The organism is Streptomyces sp. MP131-18 (assembly GCF_001984575.1).
In the GTDB taxonomy this organism is placed as follows: Bacteria; Actinomycetota; Actinomycetes; order Streptomycetales; family Streptomycetaceae; genus Streptomyces; species Streptomyces johnsoniae.
The window spans coordinates 7,325,733-7,347,383 of record NZ_LZNS01000001.1 but is presented as its reverse complement, the minus strand read 5'-3'; the positions used below and the strand labels follow the sequence as shown (position 1 = coordinate 7,347,383).

Sequence of the window (21,651 nt, the reverse complement as noted above, 5' to 3'; positions counted from 1 at the left end):
TAGCGTAGTTGAGTCGCCCGTTCGTTTGTATCGACGGAGGTGGCCGCATGACTCGTAAGACTCGCATGACTCGTTCGACCGGCGAAATCACCACTCCACTCCCTCATCGGCTGAGCGAAGAAGATCTGTACGATTTCGATACGCGCGGATATCTGGTCAGAAAAGGTTTCGTCACCGCGGCCGAGCGGCAGGAGCTGCTTTCCGCGCTGGCGCCGCGCTGGGAGCCGTCCGGCGACTCCGGGCTCGTCTTCCGGGCTCGGACCCTGCCCACGGACGTCCCCTGTTTCGGCGGACTCCTGCGGCGCATCGTGGCCGGGGCCGGGGTGTATGACACGATCAACCAGCCCTTCCGGCTCATCGAGAGCTACGCGCTGCGCCGCGTCGACGGCTCGATCCAGGCCCTGCACAACGGGCGGAGCAACGACAACGTGTCGGCGTTCGGCACCAGCCGCCGCACGATGTGGCGGGACCACACGTACCACGACGGCCTCCTGCACTGCATGATGGTCAAGGCGCTGGTCTACCTCACGGACATCACCGCACACGAGGACGGCCCCTTCGTAGTGGTGGAGGGCTCGCACAAGGCCAACTACCCCTTCCCCGTGAGCCGCCGGGAGATGAAGGAGGGCGTCGGCCTCGACCGCGCCGGGGTCTACCCGGTGTACACGGCGGCCGGTGACCTCCTGCTGCTGAACGAGGCGCTGACGCACGGCTCGCTGGCCAAGTCCTCCGGCGGCGAACGGGCGTTCCTCGCGTTCTCCTTCGCGCCGAGCTTCGTCGGCGACTATGCCAAACTGCCCAGGGACCAGGCCGACCTGACCGCGATCGGCTTCTGCGAATGACCGCGGCGTGCCACTTCGCCCTGTGCGTCGGCGGCCCCTACACACGGGCCGGCGCGGTGGTCGTCGCGAGCCTCGCCCGGCACTTCGCGCCGAGCCTCCCGCTGGCCGTCTGGGTCTGCCACTCGGGCATCTCCCCGGCCGAACGCGCACTGTACGAGGCCGCGATCAAGCTCAAGCGGGGCGCGGCCGAGCTGCGCATGACGCCGCTGCCCGGGGAGGTGATCCGCCTGCCCGTGCAGTCCGACTACATCACCTCCGAGACTTTCGGCCGGCTCGCCCTCGCCAGGCTGCTCCCGGCCGACGTCACGCGCGTCGTCTACCTCGACGCCGATCTGCTGATCCTCGGCGACCTCTCCGAGCTGTCCCGCCACGACCTCGCGGGCGCCACGCTCGCGGCGGTCCGCGAGGCGAGCGACCCGTTCTGCTGGAGCCTCAACGGCCTGGAGCACGTCTTCGACCTCGGGCTCGACCCGGCGGCCCCCTACTTCAACGCGGGCATCCTCGTGATGGACCTGCCCGCGTTCCGGGCCACCGGTGTGGAGGAGCGCTGCCTCGCCTACCTCGCGCGCCACCGCCCCGCCCGCATGGACCAGGACGCCCTCAACGCGGTCTGCCGCGGCCGCATCGGCGAACTGCCCGTGAAGTGGAACGTGGAGAAGTACTTCTTCACTTCCGAGGAGCGGCGCCTGCGCTACCGGGCGCTGCTGGCCCAGGCCCGCATCCTGCACTACGTCGGGCACAAGAAGCCCTGGACGCACGACACGGTCTGGCGCGCGGGCGATTGGCACGCTCAGCTCGCGGCGCTGCTGCCCAGCTGACGGGCCACCCAGCGGGCCAGGGCCAGGATCGTGAGCGTCGGATTGGCCGCGCCCGCCCGCGGGAAGAGCGCCGGGCCCGCGACGAACACACCGGGCGCGCACCGCAGTTCACCATTCGTTCCGACGTGCTCGCCGCCCAGCGGCAGCGCCCCGGCCTCGTGGTCGAGCTCGCCGAGGCCCGCGTCGTAGAAGTGGGCGGTGCCCGGCCGGCTCCGCGCGCAGGCCACCGCCGCGTCGTAGGGCAGCGGGCCGGGCACCGCCGAGGTGCGCAGGCCGAGCCGCGCGGCCAGCTCCGTCAGCAGCCGGCGCTGCTCGGCGCGCACCCCCCGCATCACCTCCCGGGCCGCCCCGCCCAGCCGCACGCGCGCGGCAGCCGGCTCGGCGGCCGGCGCGCCGGACAGGACGAGGGCCGCCGCGGCCCGGGGCGGCTGCTCCCCCATGGCCCAGGCGTCCAGGAGCACTCCCTGCGGATCGCGGCGCCGCTCCACCACCAGGTGGGAGCCGGCCGCCGCGTCATGGCCCGCGAGCACGGACGAGTCCATCGGCTCGTGCTCCGCACCCCGCTCGACGAGGACGAACCCGTGCGCCACGTGGTCGAGCAGCGGATAGGAACGCCCGTCCGCCGCCCCGCCGTTCTCCCGCAGCAGCGCGTCGGTCAGCGTCACGTTCCCGAAGGTACCCGCGCACAGCACGAGCCGCCGCGCCGTGAACGCCGGGCCCGCGCCGCCGTCCGTGAGCACCGCGTACCCGCCGCCCGCCCGCCGCAGGACCCCGGTGACGCGATGCCCCGTCACCACCCGGCGCTCCGGCAGCGCTTCGGCGGGCGAATAGGCCGCCCAGCGGCCGTCGCCCAGCGTCAGGACCGCCCGCGGCGTCGGGGACGCGGGGTAGCCGAGCCCGCCGAGCGCCGTCACCATCGCCCGCTCGGTGCCGGTGCGGAAGCCGCTCAGCGTCCCCGGCCGCAGCCATGCGTGCAGGGCCGCCTCCGCCGCCGCATAGCAGCCGGGGGCGGTGCCGGTGCCCACCAGCGCCTCGCGCACGTCGGCGGGCCAGTCGGCGAGCGCGGCATCCTCGATCCGCAGACAGATCCCGCGCCAGTACAGGCTGCGCCCGCCGAGCCGCTCCCGGTATCCCGAAGCGGAGCCGTACAGGCCGCCGCCGTGCGGGAGGAAGGGCCGGAACGCGGGGTCGAGCCGCGGGTCCGCCCAGGCGGCCGACCGCCGCCGCGCGCCGATGTGCCGGCGTCCCCGGTCGGCTCCCGCCTCGATCACGAGATAGGTGCGCCCCGTCGGCTCGATCTCCGCCGCAATGGCGGAGCCGCTCATGCCGGAACCGATGATGGCGACGTCCAGCACGGTGCACCTCCGAACGGCAGTGGAACCGGTTGATGACGCAACAGCCATTGTAGAGAATGGTTTTCCGATGGCCAGTCACCCACCGGGAGGGGGAAAAGGCATTCGGCATGAGAGACCTCGTCGAGCGTTACGGCACGCCGCTTTACGTCTATCGGCTGCCGCATATCCGTGCCGCCTCCCGGGATTTACGGAAAACGCTGCCCTCGGGCACCGCCCTGTCCTATGCGGTCGGGGCGAATCCGCATCCCCGGCTGGTGGCCGAGCTGGTCCGCGGCGGCCTCGGGTGCGAGGTCAGTTCGCCAGGCGAGCTGAATGTGGCGCTCGCGGTCGGGCTTTCCCCGGAGGAGTGCGTCTACGAAGGCTGCGGAATGAGCGGCGAGGAGGCACAGCTGGCGCTCAGGAGCGGCGTGCGCAGATTCCGCGTGGACTCGCCCGCCGGTTACCGGCGGCTCTGGGCCGCGGCCGCCACCAGCGGGGTGAAGCTCGAATACCTGATCTCGTTCAGCGGCGCCGGCCCGTCCGCCGCCTGCGGCCCGGGCGGTGGCCTGCCGCCCGACTCGCTCCACGCGTTCCCCGCGCTCTTCCGCGGCACCGACCTCCTCGACCCGGTGGGCCTGCACGTCGTGCCCCCGCGCAACGTCTCCAGGCCCGCGCTGCTGATCGACGCGCTGGAGGCGAGCGTGCGCCTGGCCGCCGGGATGCTCCGGGAGGCCAGGCTGCGCCCGCGCGTCGTCGGCATCGGCGACGGCTTCGCCGCGCCGTTCGCCCGCCCGGGGCGGCGCCCGGCCTACGGCGGGCTCGGCGCGGCGCTCCGCGCGGTGCTCGACGCCCACCTCCCCGGCTGGCGGAGCGGCGACCCGTCGGTGTCCTTCGCCTCCGGCCCCCACCTCGTCGCCGACTCAGGCGTGCTGCTCACGCGGGTGCTCGACGTGCGGCGGGGCCCGGCCGGCGACTGCGTGGTACTGGACGCCGGGCGGAACGTGCTGGGCGGGCCGCCGGGTGCCGACCGCGCGGCGTGGTTCCGCGTGCAGCCGCGGCGGGCGGCGGGCGGCCACGGCCGCCCGATCGAACGATTCGTCCTGGTCGGCCCGCTGTGCGGCCCCGCGGACGTGCTCAACAGGTCGGCCGCGCTGCCCCGTCCGCGGGTCGGCGACGTGCTGGAGATCCCGAACGCCGGCGCGTTCGGCCTGACGACCGGCGCCGTCGCGTTCGCCGGCCGGCCCTGCCCCGCCGAGGTGGTGCTCGACGAGGGCGGCGCGGTGGTCAGCGCGCGGCGTCTTGAGACCCAGGCGAGGGAGCTGGCCCGGTAGCCGTCCGGTCACGGTGCGGTACCGCGAGCCGCTAGCCTTGCCGCATGGACCGGAACGAGGCAGAGCTGCTTGCACTGGAAGTGGACACGATCTACGGGCTCGACCGGACCGCGGGGAGGCGGCCCGCCCGGCTGAAGGACCGGAAGGTGCGTGCGGTGTGGGCCTGGTCCCCAGGAGCGCGGCTGCTCGCACTCGGACCCGGCGTTGCAGAGCCGGGTCCCGACGACCTCAACGGCCTTGACGACGCCGACGGTTCGGGGGGCGACGAGCCGCGGGAGGACGCGCCGGGCGGGGTCCCGCGGGCGCTCGGCCGCCTGGCCGAGGCCCTGGGCGCGGGCGCCGCCGCCGTCGAGGGCGGGCCCAGCTACGTCTTCCCCGGCCGGCTCGCCGGGGGCCACGCGACGTCCCTGCCGGTCATCGTGTCGGACGCCGGCGGCAAGCGGGCGGCCGGCCTGCTGGACCGCCCGGACAACTGGGAGCCCGGCGAGTGGGGCGAGCTGATCCGCGGCGAGCTGGGGGAATGGGCCATGGCCACCCACGAGAACGGGCCGGTGTCCATCTGCTTCTCCCCCGCGCGGAACGCCACGGCGGCCGAGGCCGGCATCTGGACGCGCCCCGACTTCCGCGGCCGCCGCATCGGGCCCGCGGTCGTGGCGGCCTGGGCCGGACGCGAGGGCCGTACCAAGGAGGTGCTGTTCTACAGCACCACCGCGGAGAACGCTGCCTCCCGGTCCGTTGCGCGCACCCTCGGGCTGCGCCCCCTCGGCTGGCTGTGGAAGATCGGCTGACCTTGCCGCCCAGTGGGGCCGCGCGTACCGTTATTCCGCGTCTACCTGCATTTATTCCGCCCGTGCCGACTCCACCGGTGCGGCGGGCCGTTCGTCGCTCCTCCGACTCTTCGCACCGGAAGGACCGCGCAGTTGAGCACGCACCGGATTCCCGCCCGCTGGCGCCTGGCCGACCACACGATCTCGCGCGAGGACCTGGCCGCCCTCGCGGACTGGCTCGGCAGCGATCCCTGGCTGGCGCAGGGGAAGCTGGTCGCCGACCTCGAACGCCGCTGGTCCGAGCGGATCGGCGTCCGCGGCTCGGTCATGGTCAACTCGGGCTCCTCGGCCAACCTCGCCGCCCTCGTCGCGGCCGGCCGCGCGAAGCCGGGCCGGCTGCGGGTCGGCGCGCCCGCCGTCACCTGGGCGACGACCATCAGCCCGGCGCTGCTCCTGGGCCACGAGGTGGTGCTCTTCGACGTGGACCGCACCACGCTGGGCATCGACTCCGCCGCGGCGTGCGCGGCGATGGAACGCGGGGAGATCGACGTGCTGTTCGTCGTCCACCTGCTGGGGCTGAACGCCCTCACCCCGGACCTCGTCGCCACCGCGGCCCGGCACGGCGTGATCCTGCTGGAGGACTGCTGCGAGGCCGCCGGGACCCGCTTCGCCGGCGCGCACGTCGGCACCGCGGGGCTGGCCGGCACGTTCTCCTTCTACTTCGGGCACCATGTCGCCACCGTCGAAGGCGGGATGGTGAGTTCGGACGATCCCGAGGTACTCGACGGGCTGCGGCTGCTGCGTTCGCACGGCCTGGCCAGGGAGAGCGAGCACTTCGACCGGTTCGCCGCCGACCACCCCGACGTCGACCCGCGGTTCCTCTTCATGGTGCCGGGGCTCAACCTGCGTTCCACCGACCTGAACGCGCTGCTCGGGCTGCGCCAGCTGGACCGGCTCGACGGGACGATCCGGCGCAGGAACGCCAACCTGGCGCACTTCCTGCGCGTGCTGCCGCCCTATCTGTGGCGCGACTACGCGACGGAGGGCGCGAGTTCCTTCACGCTGCCGCTGATCGCCGAGGACGCCGACGGCGCACGCCGGGCGCGCTCGGCCGCGGAGCGGCTCGGCATCGAGGCCCGCCCGATCGTCGCGGGCAACCTGCTGGCGCAGCCGTTCGTCCGCACGAGCGACCGGGTCAGGGCCGCGGCGCCCACGCCGGTGGCCGATCACGTGCACCGGCACGGCTTCTACATCGGCAACGGGCCGCACGTCACCGCGGAGATGCTGGACGCGCTCGGCGCGGCGCTGGGCTGAGGCTCACCCCACCAGCTCGCGGTAGACCCGGTGGTGACCCGCCACCATCGCCGCCACGTCGAACCGTGCGCGGGCCAGTTCCCTCGCGCGCTCGACCATGCCGGGCACCCCGGCCCCCGACGCCACGGCGCGCAGCCGGTCCGCGAGCGCCTCCACGTCGCCCGCGGGGTAGAGCAGGCCCGTCTCCGCGTGGGTCACGATCTCGTCGTGCCCCTCCACGTCACTGGTGATCACGGGGCGGCCCGCCGCCATGCCCTCGATCAGCGCGATGCCGAAGCCCTCGTGGGAGGACGGCAGCAGCACGGCGTCGGCCGCGGCGTACAGCTCGGGCATGTCCTGCCAGCCGGGACCCCGTTCCCACCGCACCGCGTCCGTCTGCCCCAGGTCGGCGGCCAGCCGCCGCAGTTCGCCGACGTACTCCGAGTCGGCGGTGCGGTCGGGCAGCGTCAGCATCAGCCGCGTCCCGGGCCGCTCCCGTCGCACCAGCGCGAGCGCGCGGAGCGCGTCCTCGATGCGCTTGCGCCGCACCGGCCGCGCCGGAACGAGCACGGCGAACTCGCCGCCGAGGCCGCGCGCCTGGCGCGCGACGGCGCGCAGCGCACCGGCCCGCGCGAACCGGCGCGTCTCCGTGCCGAACGGAACCACCCGAATCCGCTCCTCCGCGGCGCCACCGGCCAGCGCCCAGCGCCGGTACGCCTCCGAGCCGCAGACCACACGTTCGGCGGCCAGCTGTCCGAACAGCGAACGTTGCAGCGCCTTTTCGAGAGCGTAATCCCCCCACAGGTCGAATACCCGCCCCGCCGGAACATGCGTTTCGAACAGCGATACGCACACCGGCTGGGGAACGGCGGCGCGCAGCCAGCTCAGCAGCAGGGCAGGAACGTGGTTGAAGACGTGCACGAGATCCCATTCCCGCCCCGAGAGCCGCGCATACAAATCGGCCACCGCGTCCTTGCACTCCAGGGATTGACAGGCCGCCCAGAAACCGTCGACGTATTCGATGGACACCCCCGCATGGCGATACCGCCGCGCCTCGGCCCCCGGGTCGCTCGTCAGGACGGTCACGTCATATCCGCGCGCCGAGAGGCCGTCGGCCAGATTCTGGATATGCGTCTCGCCGCCGCCCGCGATCGGCGGATATTTCTGGGCCACGAGTGCGATTTTCACCGGCCTGCCTCGATTCACCGTCGACGCCGTCCCGGCATGTCTTCCCGCCGGAGCCGCCGGATTCCCCCGGACGGATCGCCGCACACAGGTCCGAACCCGCACCGGCCGGACGCGGCACGAAAAGGCCGCCCGTGTCCGCGCCAAGGGCGCTGTGGAAGACGGGCAAGATCCGTACCCTGGTGTCCGGCCGAAGACGCAACCGTCAGGAGGACAGCCCGTGAAAATGCTGATCAACGTGGCAGAACGCGTCGTCGCCGACGCGCTGCGCGGAATGGCCGACGCACACCCCGAGCTGGTCGTCGACGTCGAGCACCGGGTGATCGTGCGGCGGGACGCGCCCGTGGCAGGAAAGGTCGGGCTGGTGTCGGGCGGCGGCTCCGGCCACGAGCCGCTGCACGGCGGCTTCGTCGGGCCCGGGATGCTCGACGCGGCTTGCCCCGGCGAGGTGTTCACCTCCCCCGTCCCCGACCAGATGGTGCGGGCCGCGGCGGCCGTGGACAGCGGGGCCGGAGTGCTGTTCATCGTGAAGAACTACACCGGGGACGTTCTGAACTTCAACATGGCCGCCGAGCTGGCCGAGGACGAGAACATCCAGGTCGCGAAGGTCCTCGTGCGCGACGACGTGGCCGTCGAGGACAGCACCCACACCGCGGGCCGCCGCGGGACCGGCGCGACGCTGTTCGTGGAGAAAGTGGCGGGCGCGGCCGCCGAGGAAGGGGCGCCGCTGGAGCGCGTGACCGCGCTCGCCCAGCAGGTCGCCGACTCCTCGCGCAGCTTCGGCGTCGCGCTCGGCGCACCGGCCACCCCGGCCAAGGGCAGCGCCACGTTCGACCTCCCCGCGGGCGAACTCGAACTCGGCATCGGCATCCACGGCGAGCCGGGCCGCGAGCGCCGCCGCATCATGACCTCGGGCGAGATCGCCGACTACACCGTGGACACCCTGCTGGCGGACCTGCGCCCCGGCGGCCCGCTGCTCGTCCTGGTCAACGGGATGGGCGCCACGCCGCTGCTGGAGCTGTACGGCTTCAACGCCGAGGTGCAGCGCGTGCTGCGCGAGCGGCGCGTCGCGGTGGCGCGTACGCTCGTCGGCAACTACGTGACGTCGCTGGACATGGCGGGCTGCTCGGTGACCCTGTGCCAGGCCGACGACGAACTGCTGCGGCTGTGGGACGCCCCGGTGAGCACACCGGGCCTGCGGTGGGGTCGCTGAGAGGAGCGCAGAGGTGGCTGAGATGGACGCCGGGTTCTTCCGGCGCTGGCTCACCACGGCGGCACTGGCCGTCGAACGGGAAGCGGACCGCCTGACCGAGCTGGACTCGGCCATCGGGGACGCCGATCACGGCAGCAACATGCGCCGCGGAACGGCCGCGGTCACCGCGGCCCTGGACAAGGAGGGGCCCGCCACCCCGGGGGCGGTGCTGCTGGTGGCGGGGCGGACCCTGGTGTCCACGGTCGGCGGCGCCGCGGGCCCGCTGTTCGGGACGCTGCTGCGGCGCACCGGCAAGGCGCTGGGCGATGCCGAACGGGTCGGGGGCGAAGAGCTGCGCCAGGCCCTGGCCACCGGGGTGGAAGCCGTGGCACAGCTCGGCGGCGCGGCCCCGGGCGACAAGACGATGCTGGACGCGCTGCGTCCAGCGGTGGAGGCCCTGCCGGACGCCGCCGCCGCCGCGCGGGCCGCGGCACGGGGCGCGGAGGCCACCGTTCCGCTGCGGGCGAGGAAGGGCAGGGCCAGCTATCTGGGCGAGCGGAGCGAGGGGCACATGGACCCGGGGGCCGCCTCCGCCACGCTGCTGTTCGAGGCCCTGGCCGAGGTGACGGCGGATGCCTGAGCGCGCCGGTGCGGTGGGCCTCGTCCTGGTCTCGCACAGCAGGGAGGTCGCCGAGTCGGTGGCCCGTCTCGCCGCGGGACTCGCGGGCGGCGGCGACCTGGCCCCGGTGGCCACCGCGGGCGGCACCCCCGACGGCGGTCTCGGCACCAGTGCCGACCTGATCGCCGAGGCGGCGCGGGCGGCCGACCGGGGAGCCGGGGTGGCCGTCCTCGCGGATCTGGGCAGCGCCGTGCTCACCGTTCAGGCCATGCTGGCGGAGGGCGACGAACTCCCGCGGGACACACGGCTGGTGGACGCCCCCTTCCTGGAGGGCGCGGTCGCCGCACTCGTCACCGCCTCGGCCGGCGGGGACCTGTCGGCCGTCGCGGAGGCGGCCGGGGAGGCGTACACCTACCGCAAGATCTGACCCGTGGCCCGCCGCAACGGGCCCGGCGTCAGCCCGCCGCGGGCGCCTCGCCGCCCGGCGCGAACCAGGTGGGGCCGTCCTCCGTGGCCAGCTTGATCCGCGCCAGCGCGAACTCCCGCAGCGGCGGCAGCCCGTCCAGCGGGAACCAGCCCACCTCCACCGACTCGTCGTCGTTGACCCGGGCCTCGCCGCCCACGGCGTGGGCGCGCACACAGATGTCGAGGAACTGGCAGGCGTCGCCGTTCGGGTAACGCGTCGGCTCCAGCGTCTCCACGAGCAGCACCCGGTCGACGGTGCAGCGCACGGCAGTCTCCTCGTACACCTCGCGCGCGGCCGTCTCCGCGGGCTGCTCCCCCGGCTCGCAGATGCCGGAGATGAGCGCCCAGAGCCCGTTGTCCGCACGGCGTCCGAGCAGCACGCGGCCCGCGTCGTCGAGAACGACCGCGCTCACCCCGGGAAGGAACAGCAGGCCGTGGCCGATGTGGGCGCGCAGGTCACGGATGAAGCCAGGAGTACTCATGGGCCCGAGCCTAGGCCGTTCCTCCACGGCTGCCCGCGGCAGGCGGGTCCGCCCGGCGGGCGGAGGGTGCGAGGAAGCGGCCCTCCGCGTAGGCGAGGGCCGCCGGGGGCAACGCCGCCGGGCGGCCGCTCGCGAAGACGGTGAGGCCGCCGCGGTCGGCGGTGTCCGGCGCGGCGGGGCGGCCGGTGCGGCGCAGCACCTGGGCGGCGACGGCCTCGGCTGAGCCGAACAGCGTGACCGCGACCCCCGTCACCGACAGCAGGTGGGCGCGGATGCGCGCGGCGACCAGCTCGTAGTGGGTGCAGCCGAGCACGATCGCCGTGGTCTCGGGCGGGGTCAGCTCGGCAGCGGCCTTGACGGCCGCCGCGATGGCAGCCTCGTCGGCCCGTTCGACGGCGTCCGCCAGACCGTGGCAGGGCACCTCGGCGACGCGGCCGTCCGGGGCGAACTCGCCGATCAGCCGCCGCTGGTAGGCGCTCCCCGTGGTGGCGGGGGTGGCCCAGATGGCGAACGGGCCGCCCGACGCGGCGGCCGGCTTGACGGCCGGCACGGTGCCGATCACGGGAACACCAGGTTCGAGCGCGGCGCGCAGCGCGGGCAGCGCGTGCACGGTCGCGGTGTTGCAGGCGACGACCACGGCGTCCGGCCGCTCCGCCGCGGCGGCCCGCGCGCAGCGCAGCGCACGGGCCGTGATCCCTTCGGGGCTGCGCGGCCCCCACGGCATGCCGTCGGGGTCGCAGGAGAGCACCAGACCGGCGTCCGGCCGCGCGCGCCGCAGCGCGGCGGCGGCCGGCAGCAGCCCGACGCCCGAGTCGACGAGCGCGATCCTCACTTCCGCCCCGGCGTCCACTGCATGCCGAAGCCGTAGGCGGCGTCCACGGTCCGCTGCGGGCTGACGCCGCGGTCGGGGATGAGGTAGCGGGCCTCGCGGTGCACGACGAGGTCACCGCGTTCGTTGGTCAGCAGCGCGAGGGCGCACACCGGGGAGGCCACGGTGCACTCGTCGAGGTGGAACTCGATGGGGGCGCCCTGCTCCGGGGTGAGGGTGACCGTGGCGCTGATGTTCTGGAAGCTGCTCGCGCCGGAGTAGATCGTCACGAAGATGACGACGCGCTTCAGCTCGCGGGCATGGTCCAGGTTGACCGTCAGGTTCTCGCCCCTGGCGACGGCGCCGGTCCTGTCGTCGCCGTCCAGGTGGATGTAGGGCGGCTGGCTCAGCGAGCCGAACGCGTTGCCCAGCGCCTGGACGACGCCCTTGCGCCCGTCGGTCAGCTCGAACAGCGCGCACAGGTCCAGGTCGAGACCACCCGACATGGCCCTGCTCAGGCGGTCCCGCCATCCGCCGCCCGCCTGCTTCTGGGGCGTGCGCTGCTCCCAGTTGAGGTTGACGTGCATCCGGCCGGAGGTGGCGCCCTGCTTGGCCAGGGAGATCGCCGGCGACTCCTTGGTGAGCGTGATCTTGCTCAGCCGGATCGGGCTGCCGCCCGGGGCGGGCGCCGCCGGAGCCGGAGCCGGCGGGGCGGGGGCCGCCGGAGGCACGGGCGCCGCAGGGGCGGGCGGCGGCGGGGGCGCGGCGGGGGCGGGCGCGGCGGGGGGCGGCAGCGGGGCGGCCGCACCGGCCGGCGGGGGCGGCGGGGCAGGCGCCGCGGCGGGCGGCTCGTCGTCGACGCTGATACCGAAGTCGGTGGCGAGCCCGGCGAGCCCCGAGTCATAGCCCTGGCCGACGGCCCGGAACTTCCAGGCACCCTGGCGCCGGTACAGCTCGCCCAGCACGAACGCGGTCTCGCTGCCGGCGTCCTGGCTGTCGAAGCGGGCCACCTCGGCACCGCTGTCGGCGTCGAGGACACGGATGTGCAGCCCCGGCACCTGACCGAAGGTGCCGCCGTCCGCCGAGGCGACCAGCGCAACCTTCTCGATGGCGGGCTCGACCGCCGCCAGGTCGACGGCGAGGCGGTCGGTCACGGTGCCGCCCTGCGGCTGCTTGCCCTCGTGGCGCACGGCGCCCGAGGTGTGCCGCGGCTCGTTGTAGAAGACAAAATCGGCGTCGGAACGGACCTTGCCACCCGCGAGCAGCAGGGCCGAGGCGTCCACGTCGGGCACTCCGCCACCGGCATTCCAGCCGATCTCGACGCGGACCGACCTCGCGGCCACCGGAACGTTCGCACCTTTGAGCATGTGGGTTCCTCCGTCGGGCGGCGGTCGTCACGCCACCTGGTCTGCGGGTACGGCCCACTATGCCATCCCCCGGCGGGGAGCCCGCGTGCGGGACCCCTGATACAACATCATGAGACGGGGCATCGACGTTTTTTCCGGAATTCCTTCCAATTGGCCACCCGGAGTCAGCTCAACCACGCGAAAAGACCCTCTAATCGGTCTCCCCAACGACCACATGGTGGGCTTAACTTATGGAGCATGACCTCCCCGCGCCCCTACGGCGGTGCCTACTCTTCGCCGTCGTTCCCTGACACCCCCATCTACGACAGGCTGGTGGCCGAGCGGGGAACCCCGCAGATCGCGCCGATCCGGGTCCCGGCCGCCTACGAGTCATCCCTGGGCTACCAGCCTGGCCCCGCACAGCCGGCGCTCCCTGCCGCGCTTCCGGCGCTGCCCGCGGCCCCCTCGCACCAGCAGGCCCAGCCGCACCCCCACCAGCAGCCGGGCGGCTACCCCGGGTACCAGTCGACGCCCGCCCGCGGGCTGCCGGGCCCCGGCGGGCCGCAGGCCCCCGCCCCCTACTTCCCGCAGCAGGCCGCCGCGCCCCGGCCGTACTCCGCCTCGCACGCGCCGCAGGCCCCGGCGCCGCAGCAGATGCGGCCCGCGGCGCCGCGCCCCGGCGCCCCGCGGCCGATGCAGCCCGGCGCGTACCCGGCGCAGTACCCGGCACAGGGACAGCAGCAGGCCCAGCACCAGTACCCGTCGCCCGGGTACTGGTCGGAACAGGGGGCCGGTCACTAGCAGCGACGCCGAGCCCTCACGGGCCCGCGCCCCGGCGAACGGGGAGCCCCGCCGCGCCGCCACGGCGCGCGAACGCACGGGCCCGGTGGCGCGGTGCACAGGCACCGCGCCACCGGGGACCGCCCGGGCGAGGCGGGGAGGGGCGCAGCCCGGGGGTGGCGATCCGCGCCGGCGTGCCCGGCGCACCGCGGAGAGGTCGCGGCCGTCAGATTTCGACGTCCTCCAGAATGCCGAGGGCGTCCGGGACGAGGACGGCCGCGGAGAAGTAGAGGCTGACGAGGTACGAGACCACGGCCTGCTCGCTGACGCCCATGAAGCGGACGTTCAGGCTGGGCTCGTACTCCTCGGGGATGCCGGTCTGGTGCAGGCCGACCACGCCCTGGTTCTCCTGGCCGGTGCGCAGCGCGAGCACCGAGCTGGTGTGGGCCGCGGTCACAGGGATCTTGTCGCAGGGCAGCAGGGGAACGCCGCGCCACGCGTGCACGCGGACGCCGTCGACCTCGGCCTGGCCGGGGTACACGCCGCGGGCGCTGCACTCGCGGCCGATGGCCGCGATGGTGCGCGGGTGCGCCAGCAGGTACTGGGTCTTGCGGCGGCGCGCGAGCAGGTCGTCGAGGTCGGCGGGCGTGGGCGGGCCGCTGCGGGTGTGGACGCGCTGCCGCAGGTCGGCATTGTGCAGCAGGCCGAACTCCCGGTTGTTCACCAGCTCGTGCTCCTGCCGCTCCCGCAACGCCTGAACGGTCAGCCGCAGTTGCTGCTCCACCTGGTCCATGGGCTCGCTGTAGAGGTCCGCGACGCGGGTGTGCACCCGCAGCACGGTCTGCGCCACGCTCAGCTCGTACTCCCGCGGCGCCGCCTCGTAGTCCACGAACGTGCCCGGCAGTACCGGCTCCCCCACGTGCCCCGAGGCCAGCTCGACATCTGCCTCGCCGCGCTTGTTGCGGCGGGGGGCGGGCCGGGCGGCGACCGCGTCGAGGTGGGCCCGCAGGCCGCCGGAACGCCCGGCGACGGCCTGCACGCCGGAGAGCGGGAGTGCGAGGACGGTGCAGCGGGTCAGGGCCGTCAGGGTGTGGGGCCAGGCGCCGGGCGTTCCGGCCAGGGCCTCGTCGCCTGCGAAATCCCCGCCGGCCAGGACGCCGAGGGTCGTTTCGCCGTCGTAGGCGCCGGGCGCCGACCTGCGGACCTTGCCGTGGGCGATCAGCAGCACGCCCTCGACGGGCCGCCCGGCCTCGGCGATGACCTCGCCCGCGGCATACTCCCGCTGGACGCAGGCGGCTGCCAGGGCGTCGAGCGCGCCGGGGTCGCCGAAGCCGTGGAGCGCGGGCAGCTCGGTCAGCTCCGCGGGCACGACCCGCACGTCCGTGCCGGTGGCGATGAACTCGACGCGGCCGTTGCCGAGGGTGTGGGCGAGCCGGCGGTTCACCCGGAACGTGCCGCCGGCCACCTGCACCCAGGGCAGCACCTTCGTCAGCCACCGCGGGGAGATGGCCTGCATCTGCGGCGGCGTCTTGAGGGTGCCGGCCAGCTTGGCCGCGGCCCGGGTGTCGAGGCTGGTGCGGGTCGGATTCGCCGGGGAGTTCACGGGCGGATTCACAAGGGGCCTTCCGTAGCGGTGAGCCTGCGTGCGGGAAAAGGGCGGGCGGCGGCCGTGGCGCAGGCACCGGCCGGGACGGCCGGCCGGGTGCCCGCCGTCCCGGCCCGGCCGGCCGCTTCGCCCGCCGCTCGGGTATTCAGTGCCCGATTTCGACGTCCTCGAGGATTCCGAGCGCGTCGGGCACCAGCACGGCCACGGAATAGTAGGCGCTGACGAGGTAGGAAATGACGGCCTGCTCGTTGATGCCCATGAACCGCACGGACAGACTGGGCTGATATTCGTCGGGGATTCCGGTGCGGTGCAGCCCGACCACGCCCTGGGCCTTTTCGCCGGTGCGCAGCGCGAGGATGGAGCTGGTGCCGGCCGCGCTCACCGGCAGTTTGTCGCAGGGCAGCAGGGGAACGCCGCGCCAGGCGGGCACCGCATGCCCCTCCAGGTCCACGCTGCCCGGGTACAGACCGCGGGCGCTGCACTCGCGGCCGAAGGCGGCGATCGCCTTGGGGTGGGCCAGGATGACGCTGGGGTCCTTCCAGACGGTGGCCAGCAGTTCGTCGAGGTCGTCGGGCGTGGGCGGGCCGCTGCGGGTGTGGACGCGCTGCCCCAGGTCAGCGTTGTGCAGCAGGCCGAACTCCCGGCTGTTGACCAGCTCGTGCTCCTGCCGCTCCCGCAACGCCTCAATGGTGAGCCGCAGTTGCTCCTCGACCTGATTCATCGGCTCGTTGTACAGATCCGCGACGCGGGTGTGCACCCGCAGCACGGTCTGCGCCACGCTCAGCTCGTACTCCCGCGGCGCCGCCTCGTAGTCCACGAACGTGCCCGGCAGCACCGGCTCCCCCACGTGCCCCGAGGCCAGCTCGATCGCGGACTCGCCGTGCGCGTTGCGCTGTCCTGGGACCGCGGCCCGGAACGCGGCGAGGTGGCCGGTGAGCGCCGGGGAGCGGGAGGCGATCTCCTGGAAGGCGGCCCTGCTGAGCGTGAGGACGGTGCCGCTGGTGAGGGCGGTCAGGCCCTCGCCCCTGGTGCCCGGGTCCTCGTCGGTCAGCGCCCCCGCGCCGTAGAAGTCCCCGTCGGCGAGCACCCCCAGCTGGGTCTCCGTGTCGTAGGCGCCGGCGCCGCGCCTGGCGAGCTTGCCGTGCGCGATCAGCACCACCGCGTCCGCGGCGGCACCGGGCTCGACGACGACCTCGCCGGGCGCGAAGTCCCGCTGGACACAGGCCGCTGCCAGCTCCCGGAGGGCGCCGTCGTCCTCGAAGCCGGCCAGCGCGGGCAGTTCGCCCAGCTCGGCGGGGATCACCCGTACCTCGGCGCCGGTCGACTCGAATTCCACCCGCCCGTTCCCAACGGTGTGGGTCAGCCTGCGGTTCACCCGGAACGTACCGCCGGAGACCTGCACCCAGGGCAGCACCTTGAGCAGCCAGCGGGAGGTGATCCCCTGCATCTGCGGCGGCGTCTTGGTGGTGGTCGCCAGGTTGCGTGCGGCGGCGGTGTCCAGGCTGAGCCTGGGATGGGCCGACTCATTTCCCGTGGTCGGCTCGGTAGAGGTGGACATGCAAAACACCCGCCTATCTGCGGTCGTACTTCGGGGCCATTCGGGGGAGATCCCGCGAACGAAGCTAAGGGCTGTCCAGATGGGGGGCAATCACTCGAAAGTGGGGGCAACTCCTCGGTTCCCGCGCCGAATTGTGGGTATCGCGGCGGCACGTTCCTGCAAGAACGCACTCACGGCGCATCCATCAACACAGTGCGTCACCACATAGGGTTGGGGGGCGCTCGGGCGCACGACCGGCGCGCGGGAGTGAGCCAACGGCGCGCGTGCGCCGACATCGATCCAGTCATTCGATCGGTCTGCGGCGCGCTACGGTGGAGCGGCCAAGTACGCGTGATAACGCGCTTCCGTCATCGCACGAGGTTGGGGCACATCGGTTCCATGACTAAGGGCTCGGTCCAGGTGACGCACACCGGAACAGCACGCTGGCGGCGCAGGACCGCCGTGTACGCCACGGTCACCGAAGCCCTGGCCGCCGCGGCCGACGGCGACGTGCTGGTGCTCGGTCCCGGCACCTACCGCGAGAACCTGGTGATCGAGCAGTCGGTCACCGTGCGCGGCCCCGGCGAGGCCAAGGACGGCCCGGCGCGCATCGCGCCGCCGGACGGCGTGCCGTTGACCGTGCGGGGCTCCGCGACCGTGCAGGAACTGCGCATCGAGGGACAGGACACGGCCGCGCCCGCCGTGCTGATCGAGAACAGCACGCCGGAGTTGAGCGGCCTCACGGTGCACACCGCCTCGGCGTCCGGCATAGAGGTGCGCGGCGGCGCGCGGCCGACCGTGCGCCGGTGCAGCGTCAGCAACCCCACCGGCACGGGGATCAGCGTGACCGACGGCGCCGGCGGACTGTTCGAGGAGTGCGAGGTCGCGGAGTCGGGACAGCCGGGCGTCACCGTCCGCGGCCCGGCCCATCTCAGGCTCGAGGGCTGCCGCATCCGCCGCTCCGGCGGCGCCGGTCTGTCCGTCAGCGGCGAGGGCAGCGCGGTCGACGCGGTGAACTGCGCCGTCCAGGACGTGCGCGGCACCGGCGTCCAGCTCGCCGACCGCGCCACGGCGCACCTCACCGACTGCCGGGTGAGCTCGCCGACGGGCGACGGGATCTCGCTCGACTCCGATGCCGTTCTGACCCTCACCGACAGCCAGGTGTCCGACATCCCGGAGAATGCCCTCGACCTGCGGTCGCGTTCGGTGCTGACCTTGGTACGGACGACCGTGAGCGGCTTCGGGCGCAACGGGATGTCCGTGTGGGACCCGGGCACGCACGCCGACGCGCACGACTGCGAGATCCGGGAGTCCACCGGTGACTACCCGGCGGTCTGGGTGAGCGACGGTGCGACGGCCGTGCTGGAGTCCTGCCGGGTGCACCACGTGCCGGATGCGCTGTTCGTGCTGGACGCCGGGTCGCGTGCGGACGTGGTGGACAGCCGGATCGAGGAGGTCCGCGGCTCCGCGGTCTCGGTCAGCGACGGCGCGACGGCCCGCCTCGACGCCTGCCGGATACAAGGCGTCGGCACCGGCGCCTGGTTCCGCGACCCGGGCAGCGGCGGCACGGTCACGGGCTGCACGATCGACCGCGCCAGAACGGGGGTCATCGTCACCAAGGACGCCGACCCCGAGGTGTCGGACTGCACCGTCAGCGGCCCGGCCGAGGCGGGCGTATACGTCTCGGCCGGCGGGCGGGGCACGTTCTCGCGCTGCCGGATCACCGGCTCGGGCGGCTACGGGTTCCACATCATCGACGGCTGCCGCACCGCGCTGCGCCACTGCCGCACCGAACGCTGCACCCGCGGCGGCTACGTCTTCGCGGAGGACAGCCCCGTCCTCACCGAGTGCCAGAGCGACGAAACCTCGGCGCCGGGGGCCGATGTGAGGCTGAAGGAGAAGGAGACGCCGCGGGCGGCGCAGCCGGCGGCCGGGCATGCGCGGCAGGAGGCCGCCCCGCAGGGCGGCGCGGCCCCGCCCGCGCCGCAGGTGCCCGACGCGTCGGCCGGGCGCGCGGCCGACGAGGTGCTGGCGGAGCTGGAGGCCCTGGTGGGCCTGGACACGGTGAAGCTCGAAGTGCGGGCGCTGATCGACATGATCGAGGTGGGCCGGCGCCGCAGACAGGCCGGTCTGAAGGCGGCCTCGGTCCGCCGCCACCTGGTGTTCACCGGCTCCCCGGGCACGGGGAAGACCACGGTGGCCCGGTTGTACGGCGAGATCCTGGCCGCGCTCGACGTGCTGGAGAAGGGCCACCTGGTCGAGGTGTCCCGCGTCGACCTGGTCGGCGAGCACATCGGCTCCACCGCGATCCGCACCCAGGAGGCGTTCGAACGGGCCAGGGGCGGCGTGCTGTTCATCGACGAGGCGTACGCGCTCTCGCCCGAGGACGCGGGCCGGGACTTCGGCCGGGAGGCCATCGACACGCTGGTGAAACTCATGGAGGACCACCGCGAGGCCGTCGTGGTCATCGTCGCCGGGTACACCGGCGAGATGGAACGCTTCCTCGCGGTCAACCCCGGGGTCGCCTCGCGCTTCTCCCGCACCATCGCCTTCGGCGACTACTCGCCCGAGGAGCTGCTGAGCATCGTCGACCAGCAGGCGCGGGAGCAGGAGTACGACCTCGCCGACGGCACCAGGGAGGCGCTGCTGAAGTACTTCACGGTGCTGGACCGCGGCCCCTCGTTCGGCAACGGAAGGGCGGCGCGCCAGACGTTCGAGGCGATGGTCGAACGGCACGCGGGGCGCGTGGCCCGGCTCGCGGAGCCGAGCACCGAGGAGCTGACGCTGCTCCACCCCGAGGACCTGCCGGCGCCGCGCTGAGACCTCACGGGCCCTGCTGCTCGGCCGCCTGCCCCTGCTGGGCCGGCACGGCCAGGGGCGCGTGGCCCAGCGCGCGGAACAGCTCGGCGCGCTCCTGTATGAAGGCCGGGTCCTCCTCGTAGTCGCCGTGCCCGAGGATCGGCTCGGGCAGAGGGCGTTGCAGATTCCGGCCGTAGTGCATCGGGTCAGGCAGCGGCCCGCGGTCCACCGGCGGATCGCCGCCCCCCGCGGGACCGCCGATCGGGTCGGTGGCCCGCCACAGGTTCCGCCAGCGCGGCATGTCGCGGTGCAGCGCGTCCAGGGCCTGGGGGCCGAAGAACGCCGGGAACCACGGGCCGTAGAGCCGGGCCAGCGGCGAGCCGTGGGTCAGCAGCGCGATCCGGCTGCGGGTCGCCGCGTCCAGCTGCCACACGGCTGCGGCGGCCAGCACGCTGCCCTGGGAGTGCCCGGAGATGATCAGCCGGCCGCCGGTGGAGTCGACCCAGGTGCCCATGCGCCACGACAGGTCGGGCACCGCGCGCTCGGCATAGCAGGGCGGCGCGAACGGATGGGCGGCGCGGGGCCAGAACGTTCCGATGTCCCAGAGGATGCCGATGGTCCGGCGGGAAGCCGTGTCACGGTAGGCGCGGCGGCCCATGGCCAGCAGCAGGACGACTCCTATCCCCATCAGCCAGGAGCCGAGGGCCTGGCAGGCGTCGGCGGTGAAGGACAGCACGGCGGGCGAGTCCGCCGCGGCCTGCGAGGGCGAGTCGCCGGTCAGCGAGCCGGCGACGGCGGTGAGCCCGAACACCAGGCAGGCGCCGCTGATCCAGCCGACGAGCACCGGCGCGTGGTCGGTCAGCGAGGCGCGGGCGACAGCGGACGCGATGCGGTCGCTGCGCTCCCGGAGCGGCTCGCAGCTCTCGTCCGGGTACTGGTCGCGCACGCTCGCGGCGAGCCGCTTCTTGCTCCGGCGCGCGTGCAGCAGCGCGGCCACGGCCAGGCCGAGCACGACGACGAGCAGGAGCGGAATGACCGACGCCTCCCAGCTGAGCAGCACCGGCGGCCCGGCGATGGCCGCGCCCGGCTCCCCCGGTGCCGCCGAGGGGTCGAGCCAGTCGGCCAGGTGCTGCGCGACGCCGCCGGTGAGCACCCCGCCGAGACCGCACGCCAGCATCGCGACGCAGGCGCCGCCGAGCCCCCCGAGCGCGCCGCGGTCCGCGCTGCGCGCCTGCCGGTGCAGGCGGTGCGCTGCCAGGGCGACGGCCACGACCAGCGCGCCCTGCACGAGAGTCAGGGCGGGGAAGACGGCGGAGCCGGCCGGGTGGCGGCCGGTGGCCGCCCAGTCGGGGCGGCTCCAGCCGGTGTGGACGACGACGAGGAGCAGCAGCACCATCGCCGCCCGGGGCAGGGTGCGGGTCACCGAGGGCTCGGGCCGGTCGTCCGGCTCCTCCTCCGTGCGCCCGTGCCTGGCCTGCTGGACCGCGACGACGCAGCCGCCCGCCACGGTCGCGGCGAGCAGCAGCCAGCCGCAGACCGCGAGCGGGGTGCTGCCCTGCCCGCCGCGGTCGTACGGGCCGGTGGCGGTCAGCAGGGCCGCGGCCACCGTGAGCAGGGCGACCGTGACGTGGGTGGCGCGCAGCCGGGCGACGAGGGCGCGGCCGTACCAGAAGCCGGGCAGGCTCAGGCGCGCGTGGTCTCCGCCGTCGGGGCGCGGCCTGACGGGCGGGGACGCCGACTCGTAAGCGCTCCAGGTCCGGTGGGACAGCCACCACAGCAGGGCGATCAGCGCCAGGGGCACGACCGCGGCCAGCGCGAGTCGGCGGCCGGGCTGGGCCCACCAGCCGTGGCCGGGGCCGAAGGGCTCGATCCAGGAGGTGCCCTCGGCGCAGGCGGCCGAAGCGGCGCACTGCCAGGCCAGAAGGTCAAGGGACACGGCACAGGCCCCGGCGGCCAGCAGTACGGTGAGCGACAGCGCGGTCAGCCGCACCAGGGTGTCGTAGAGCCGGTCGGTGCGCCGCGGCCCCGGTGCGGCAGGGCGCATCCAGTGCGCGAGATTGACGATGGTGAACGGCAGGAGCAGCAGCCACAGGGCCCGCGCCCCGTTCCCCGAGGTGAGGTTGCACCAGATGTAGGCCTCGCGCACGGGCCCGGTGTCCCCCCACGGCCGGTCGGCGAGGTCCTCGGTGCGCCGGTAGACGCTGGCCGTGGCGTCGCCGGTGACCCGGGTGGTACGCGCGTCCTCCAGCATCTTTTCCGGGGTGGTGCCGCCCACGCCGTGCACCATCAGCTCGACGGCGGGCTCCGGCGGCGTCCCTGCGAGCGCCTCCGGCACCGGGCGCACCGCCGCCGTGCCGTCCCGGCCCGCGGGCGGTGCCGTGCCGTCCGTGGTCATCGTGGTCCCCCTCCGTCGCTGCCCTGTTCAGCTCTTCTCCGCGCGGGGCCCT

18 protein-coding genes are annotated in these 21,651 nt (G+C 74.2%); 10 read left to right on the top strand and 8 right to left on the bottom strand.

All coding sequences use genetic code 11. The features are described 5' to 3' along the window. Positions 1–47 precede the first annotated feature (47 nt). Together STBA_RS32690 and STBA_RS32685 are read left to right on the top strand one after the other, a co-directional pair. Entirely contained in the window at positions 48–842 is a 795-nt protein-coding gene (locus STBA_RS32690) for a phytanoyl-CoA dioxygenase family protein (RefSeq protein WP_079252274.1), read from the top strand. Next, positions 839–1,660: a glycosyltransferase family 8 protein gene (locus STBA_RS32685; protein ID WP_077062629.1), complete on the top strand. Its 822-nt coding sequence runs from the start codon at positions 839–841 to the stop codon at positions 1,658–1,660. The genes STBA_RS32690 and STBA_RS32685 overlap by 4 nt, the downstream gene beginning before the upstream one ends. Here the strand turns inward: STBA_RS32685 and STBA_RS32680 are convergent. Then, entirely contained in the window at positions 1,633–3,015 is a 1,383-nt protein-coding gene (locus STBA_RS32680; protein WP_077062628.1) for a GMC family oxidoreductase, read from the bottom strand. The genes STBA_RS32685 and STBA_RS32680 overlap by 28 nt on opposite strands. Positions 3,016–3,122: 107 nt before the next feature. On the opposite strand from STBA_RS32680, the gene STBA_RS32675 reads away from it, so the two are divergent. From STBA_RS32675 to STBA_RS32665, 3 genes are all read left to right on the top strand, one after another. Continuing rightward, entirely contained in the window at positions 3,123–4,325 is a 1,203-nt protein-coding gene (locus STBA_RS32675; RefSeq protein WP_077062627.1) for a hypothetical protein, read from the top strand. A gap of 44 nt (positions 4,326–4,369) precedes the next feature. Beyond that, positions 4,370–5,113: a GNAT family N-acetyltransferase gene (locus tag STBA_RS32670; RefSeq protein ID WP_077062626.1), complete on the top strand. Its 744-nt coding sequence runs from the start codon at positions 4,370–4,372 to the stop codon at positions 5,111–5,113. A 132-nt stretch (positions 5,114–5,245) separates the two neighbouring features. Then, on the top strand, positions 5,246–6,406 hold the full coding sequence (locus tag STBA_RS32665) for a DegT/DnrJ/EryC1/StrS family aminotransferase (RefSeq protein WP_171987836.1): 1,161 nt from the start codon (positions 5,246–5,248) through the stop codon (positions 6,404–6,406). 3 nt (positions 6,407–6,409) lie between these two features. Here the strand turns inward: STBA_RS32665 and STBA_RS37430 are convergent, their stop codons facing one another. Beyond that, positions 6,410–7,558 carry a glycosyltransferase family 4 protein gene (locus STBA_RS37430; protein WP_077062625.1) on the bottom strand — a complete coding sequence of 383 codons (1,149 nt, stop codon included), beginning with the start codon at positions 7,556–7,558 and terminating at the stop codon, positions 6,410–6,412. A 232-nt stretch (positions 7,559–7,790) separates the two neighbouring features. Here STBA_RS37430 and dhaK point away from each other — a divergent pair, with 232 nt between their 5' ends. Genes dhaK through STBA_RS32645 form a run of 3 tightly spaced genes read left to right on the top strand, consistent with a single transcriptional unit; the run spans position 7,791 to position 9,808 of the window. Continuing rightward, positions 7,791–8,783, top strand: coding sequence for a dihydroxyacetone kinase subunit DhaK (gene dhaK / locus STBA_RS32655; protein WP_077062624.1), 993 nt, complete (start codon positions 7,791–7,793; stop codon positions 8,781–8,783). Positions 8,784–8,805: 22 nt separating this feature from the next. Next, positions 8,806–9,402, top strand: a complete 597-nt coding sequence (dhaL, locus tag STBA_RS32650; protein WP_077062623.1) for a dihydroxyacetone kinase subunit DhaL — start codon at positions 8,806–8,808, stop codon at positions 9,400–9,402. Beyond that, complete coding sequence (locus STBA_RS32645) at positions 9,395–9,808, top strand: PTS fructose transporter subunit IIA (RefSeq protein WP_077062622.1); 414 nt, start codon at positions 9,395–9,397, stop codon at positions 9,806–9,808. Before dhaL ends, STBA_RS32645 begins: the two co-directional genes overlap by 8 nt. 28 nt (positions 9,809–9,836) lie before the next feature. Here STBA_RS32645 and STBA_RS32640 read toward each other — a convergent pair whose 3' ends face one another. From STBA_RS32640 to STBA_RS32630, 3 genes are read right to left on the bottom strand one after another with little or no spacing between them, the layout of a single operon-like run. Continuing rightward, positions 9,837–10,328, bottom strand: coding sequence for an NUDIX domain-containing protein (locus STBA_RS32640; RefSeq protein WP_077062621.1), 492 nt, complete (start codon positions 10,326–10,328; stop codon positions 9,837–9,839). Between the two features lie 10 nt (positions 10,329–10,338). Next, the gene (locus tag STBA_RS32635; RefSeq protein ID WP_077063766.1) at positions 10,339–11,160 is read right to left on the bottom strand and encodes an aspartate/glutamate racemase family protein; all 822 of its coding nucleotides are present in this window, start codon (positions 11,158–11,160) and stop codon (positions 10,339–10,341) included. Beyond that, complete coding sequence (locus STBA_RS32630; RefSeq protein ID WP_077062620.1) at positions 11,157–12,503, bottom strand: TerD family protein; 1,347 nt, start codon at positions 12,501–12,503, stop codon at positions 11,157–11,159. The genes STBA_RS32635 and STBA_RS32630 overlap by 4 nt, the downstream gene beginning before the upstream one ends. 237 nt (positions 12,504–12,740) lie before the next feature. Between STBA_RS32630 and STBA_RS32625 the strand changes: the two genes are divergently transcribed. Further along, positions 12,741–13,283, top strand: coding sequence for a DUF6643 family protein (locus STBA_RS32625; RefSeq protein WP_077062619.1), 543 nt, complete (start codon positions 12,741–12,743; stop codon positions 13,281–13,283). 205 nt (positions 13,284–13,488) lie between these two features. On the opposite strand, the gene STBA_RS32620 is transcribed toward STBA_RS32625, so the two are convergent. Next, positions 13,489–14,865 carry a family 2B encapsulin nanocompartment shell protein gene (locus STBA_RS32620; protein ID WP_253195156.1) on the bottom strand — a complete coding sequence of 459 codons (1,377 nt, stop codon included), beginning with the start codon at positions 14,863–14,865 and terminating at the stop codon, positions 13,489–13,491. 148 nt (positions 14,866–15,013) lie between these two features. Beyond that, entirely contained in the window at positions 15,014–16,426 is a 1,413-nt protein-coding gene (locus STBA_RS32615) for a family 2B encapsulin nanocompartment shell protein (RefSeq protein ID WP_077062617.1), read from the bottom strand. Between the two features lie 378 nt (positions 16,427–16,804). Here STBA_RS32615 and STBA_RS32610 point away from each other — a divergent pair, with 378 nt between their 5' ends. Then, a complete protein-coding gene (locus STBA_RS32610) occupies positions 16,805–19,225 on the top strand; it encodes a right-handed parallel beta-helix repeat-containing protein (protein WP_077062616.1) in 2,421 nt (806 codons plus the stop codon). Positions 19,226–19,229: 4 nt separating this feature from the next. Here STBA_RS32610 and STBA_RS32605 read toward each other — a convergent pair whose 3' ends face one another. Further along, positions 19,230–21,599, bottom strand: coding sequence for a hypothetical protein (locus STBA_RS32605; protein WP_107485150.1), 2,370 nt, complete (start codon positions 21,597–21,599; stop codon positions 19,230–19,232). Positions 21,600–21,651 lie beyond the last annotated feature (52 nt).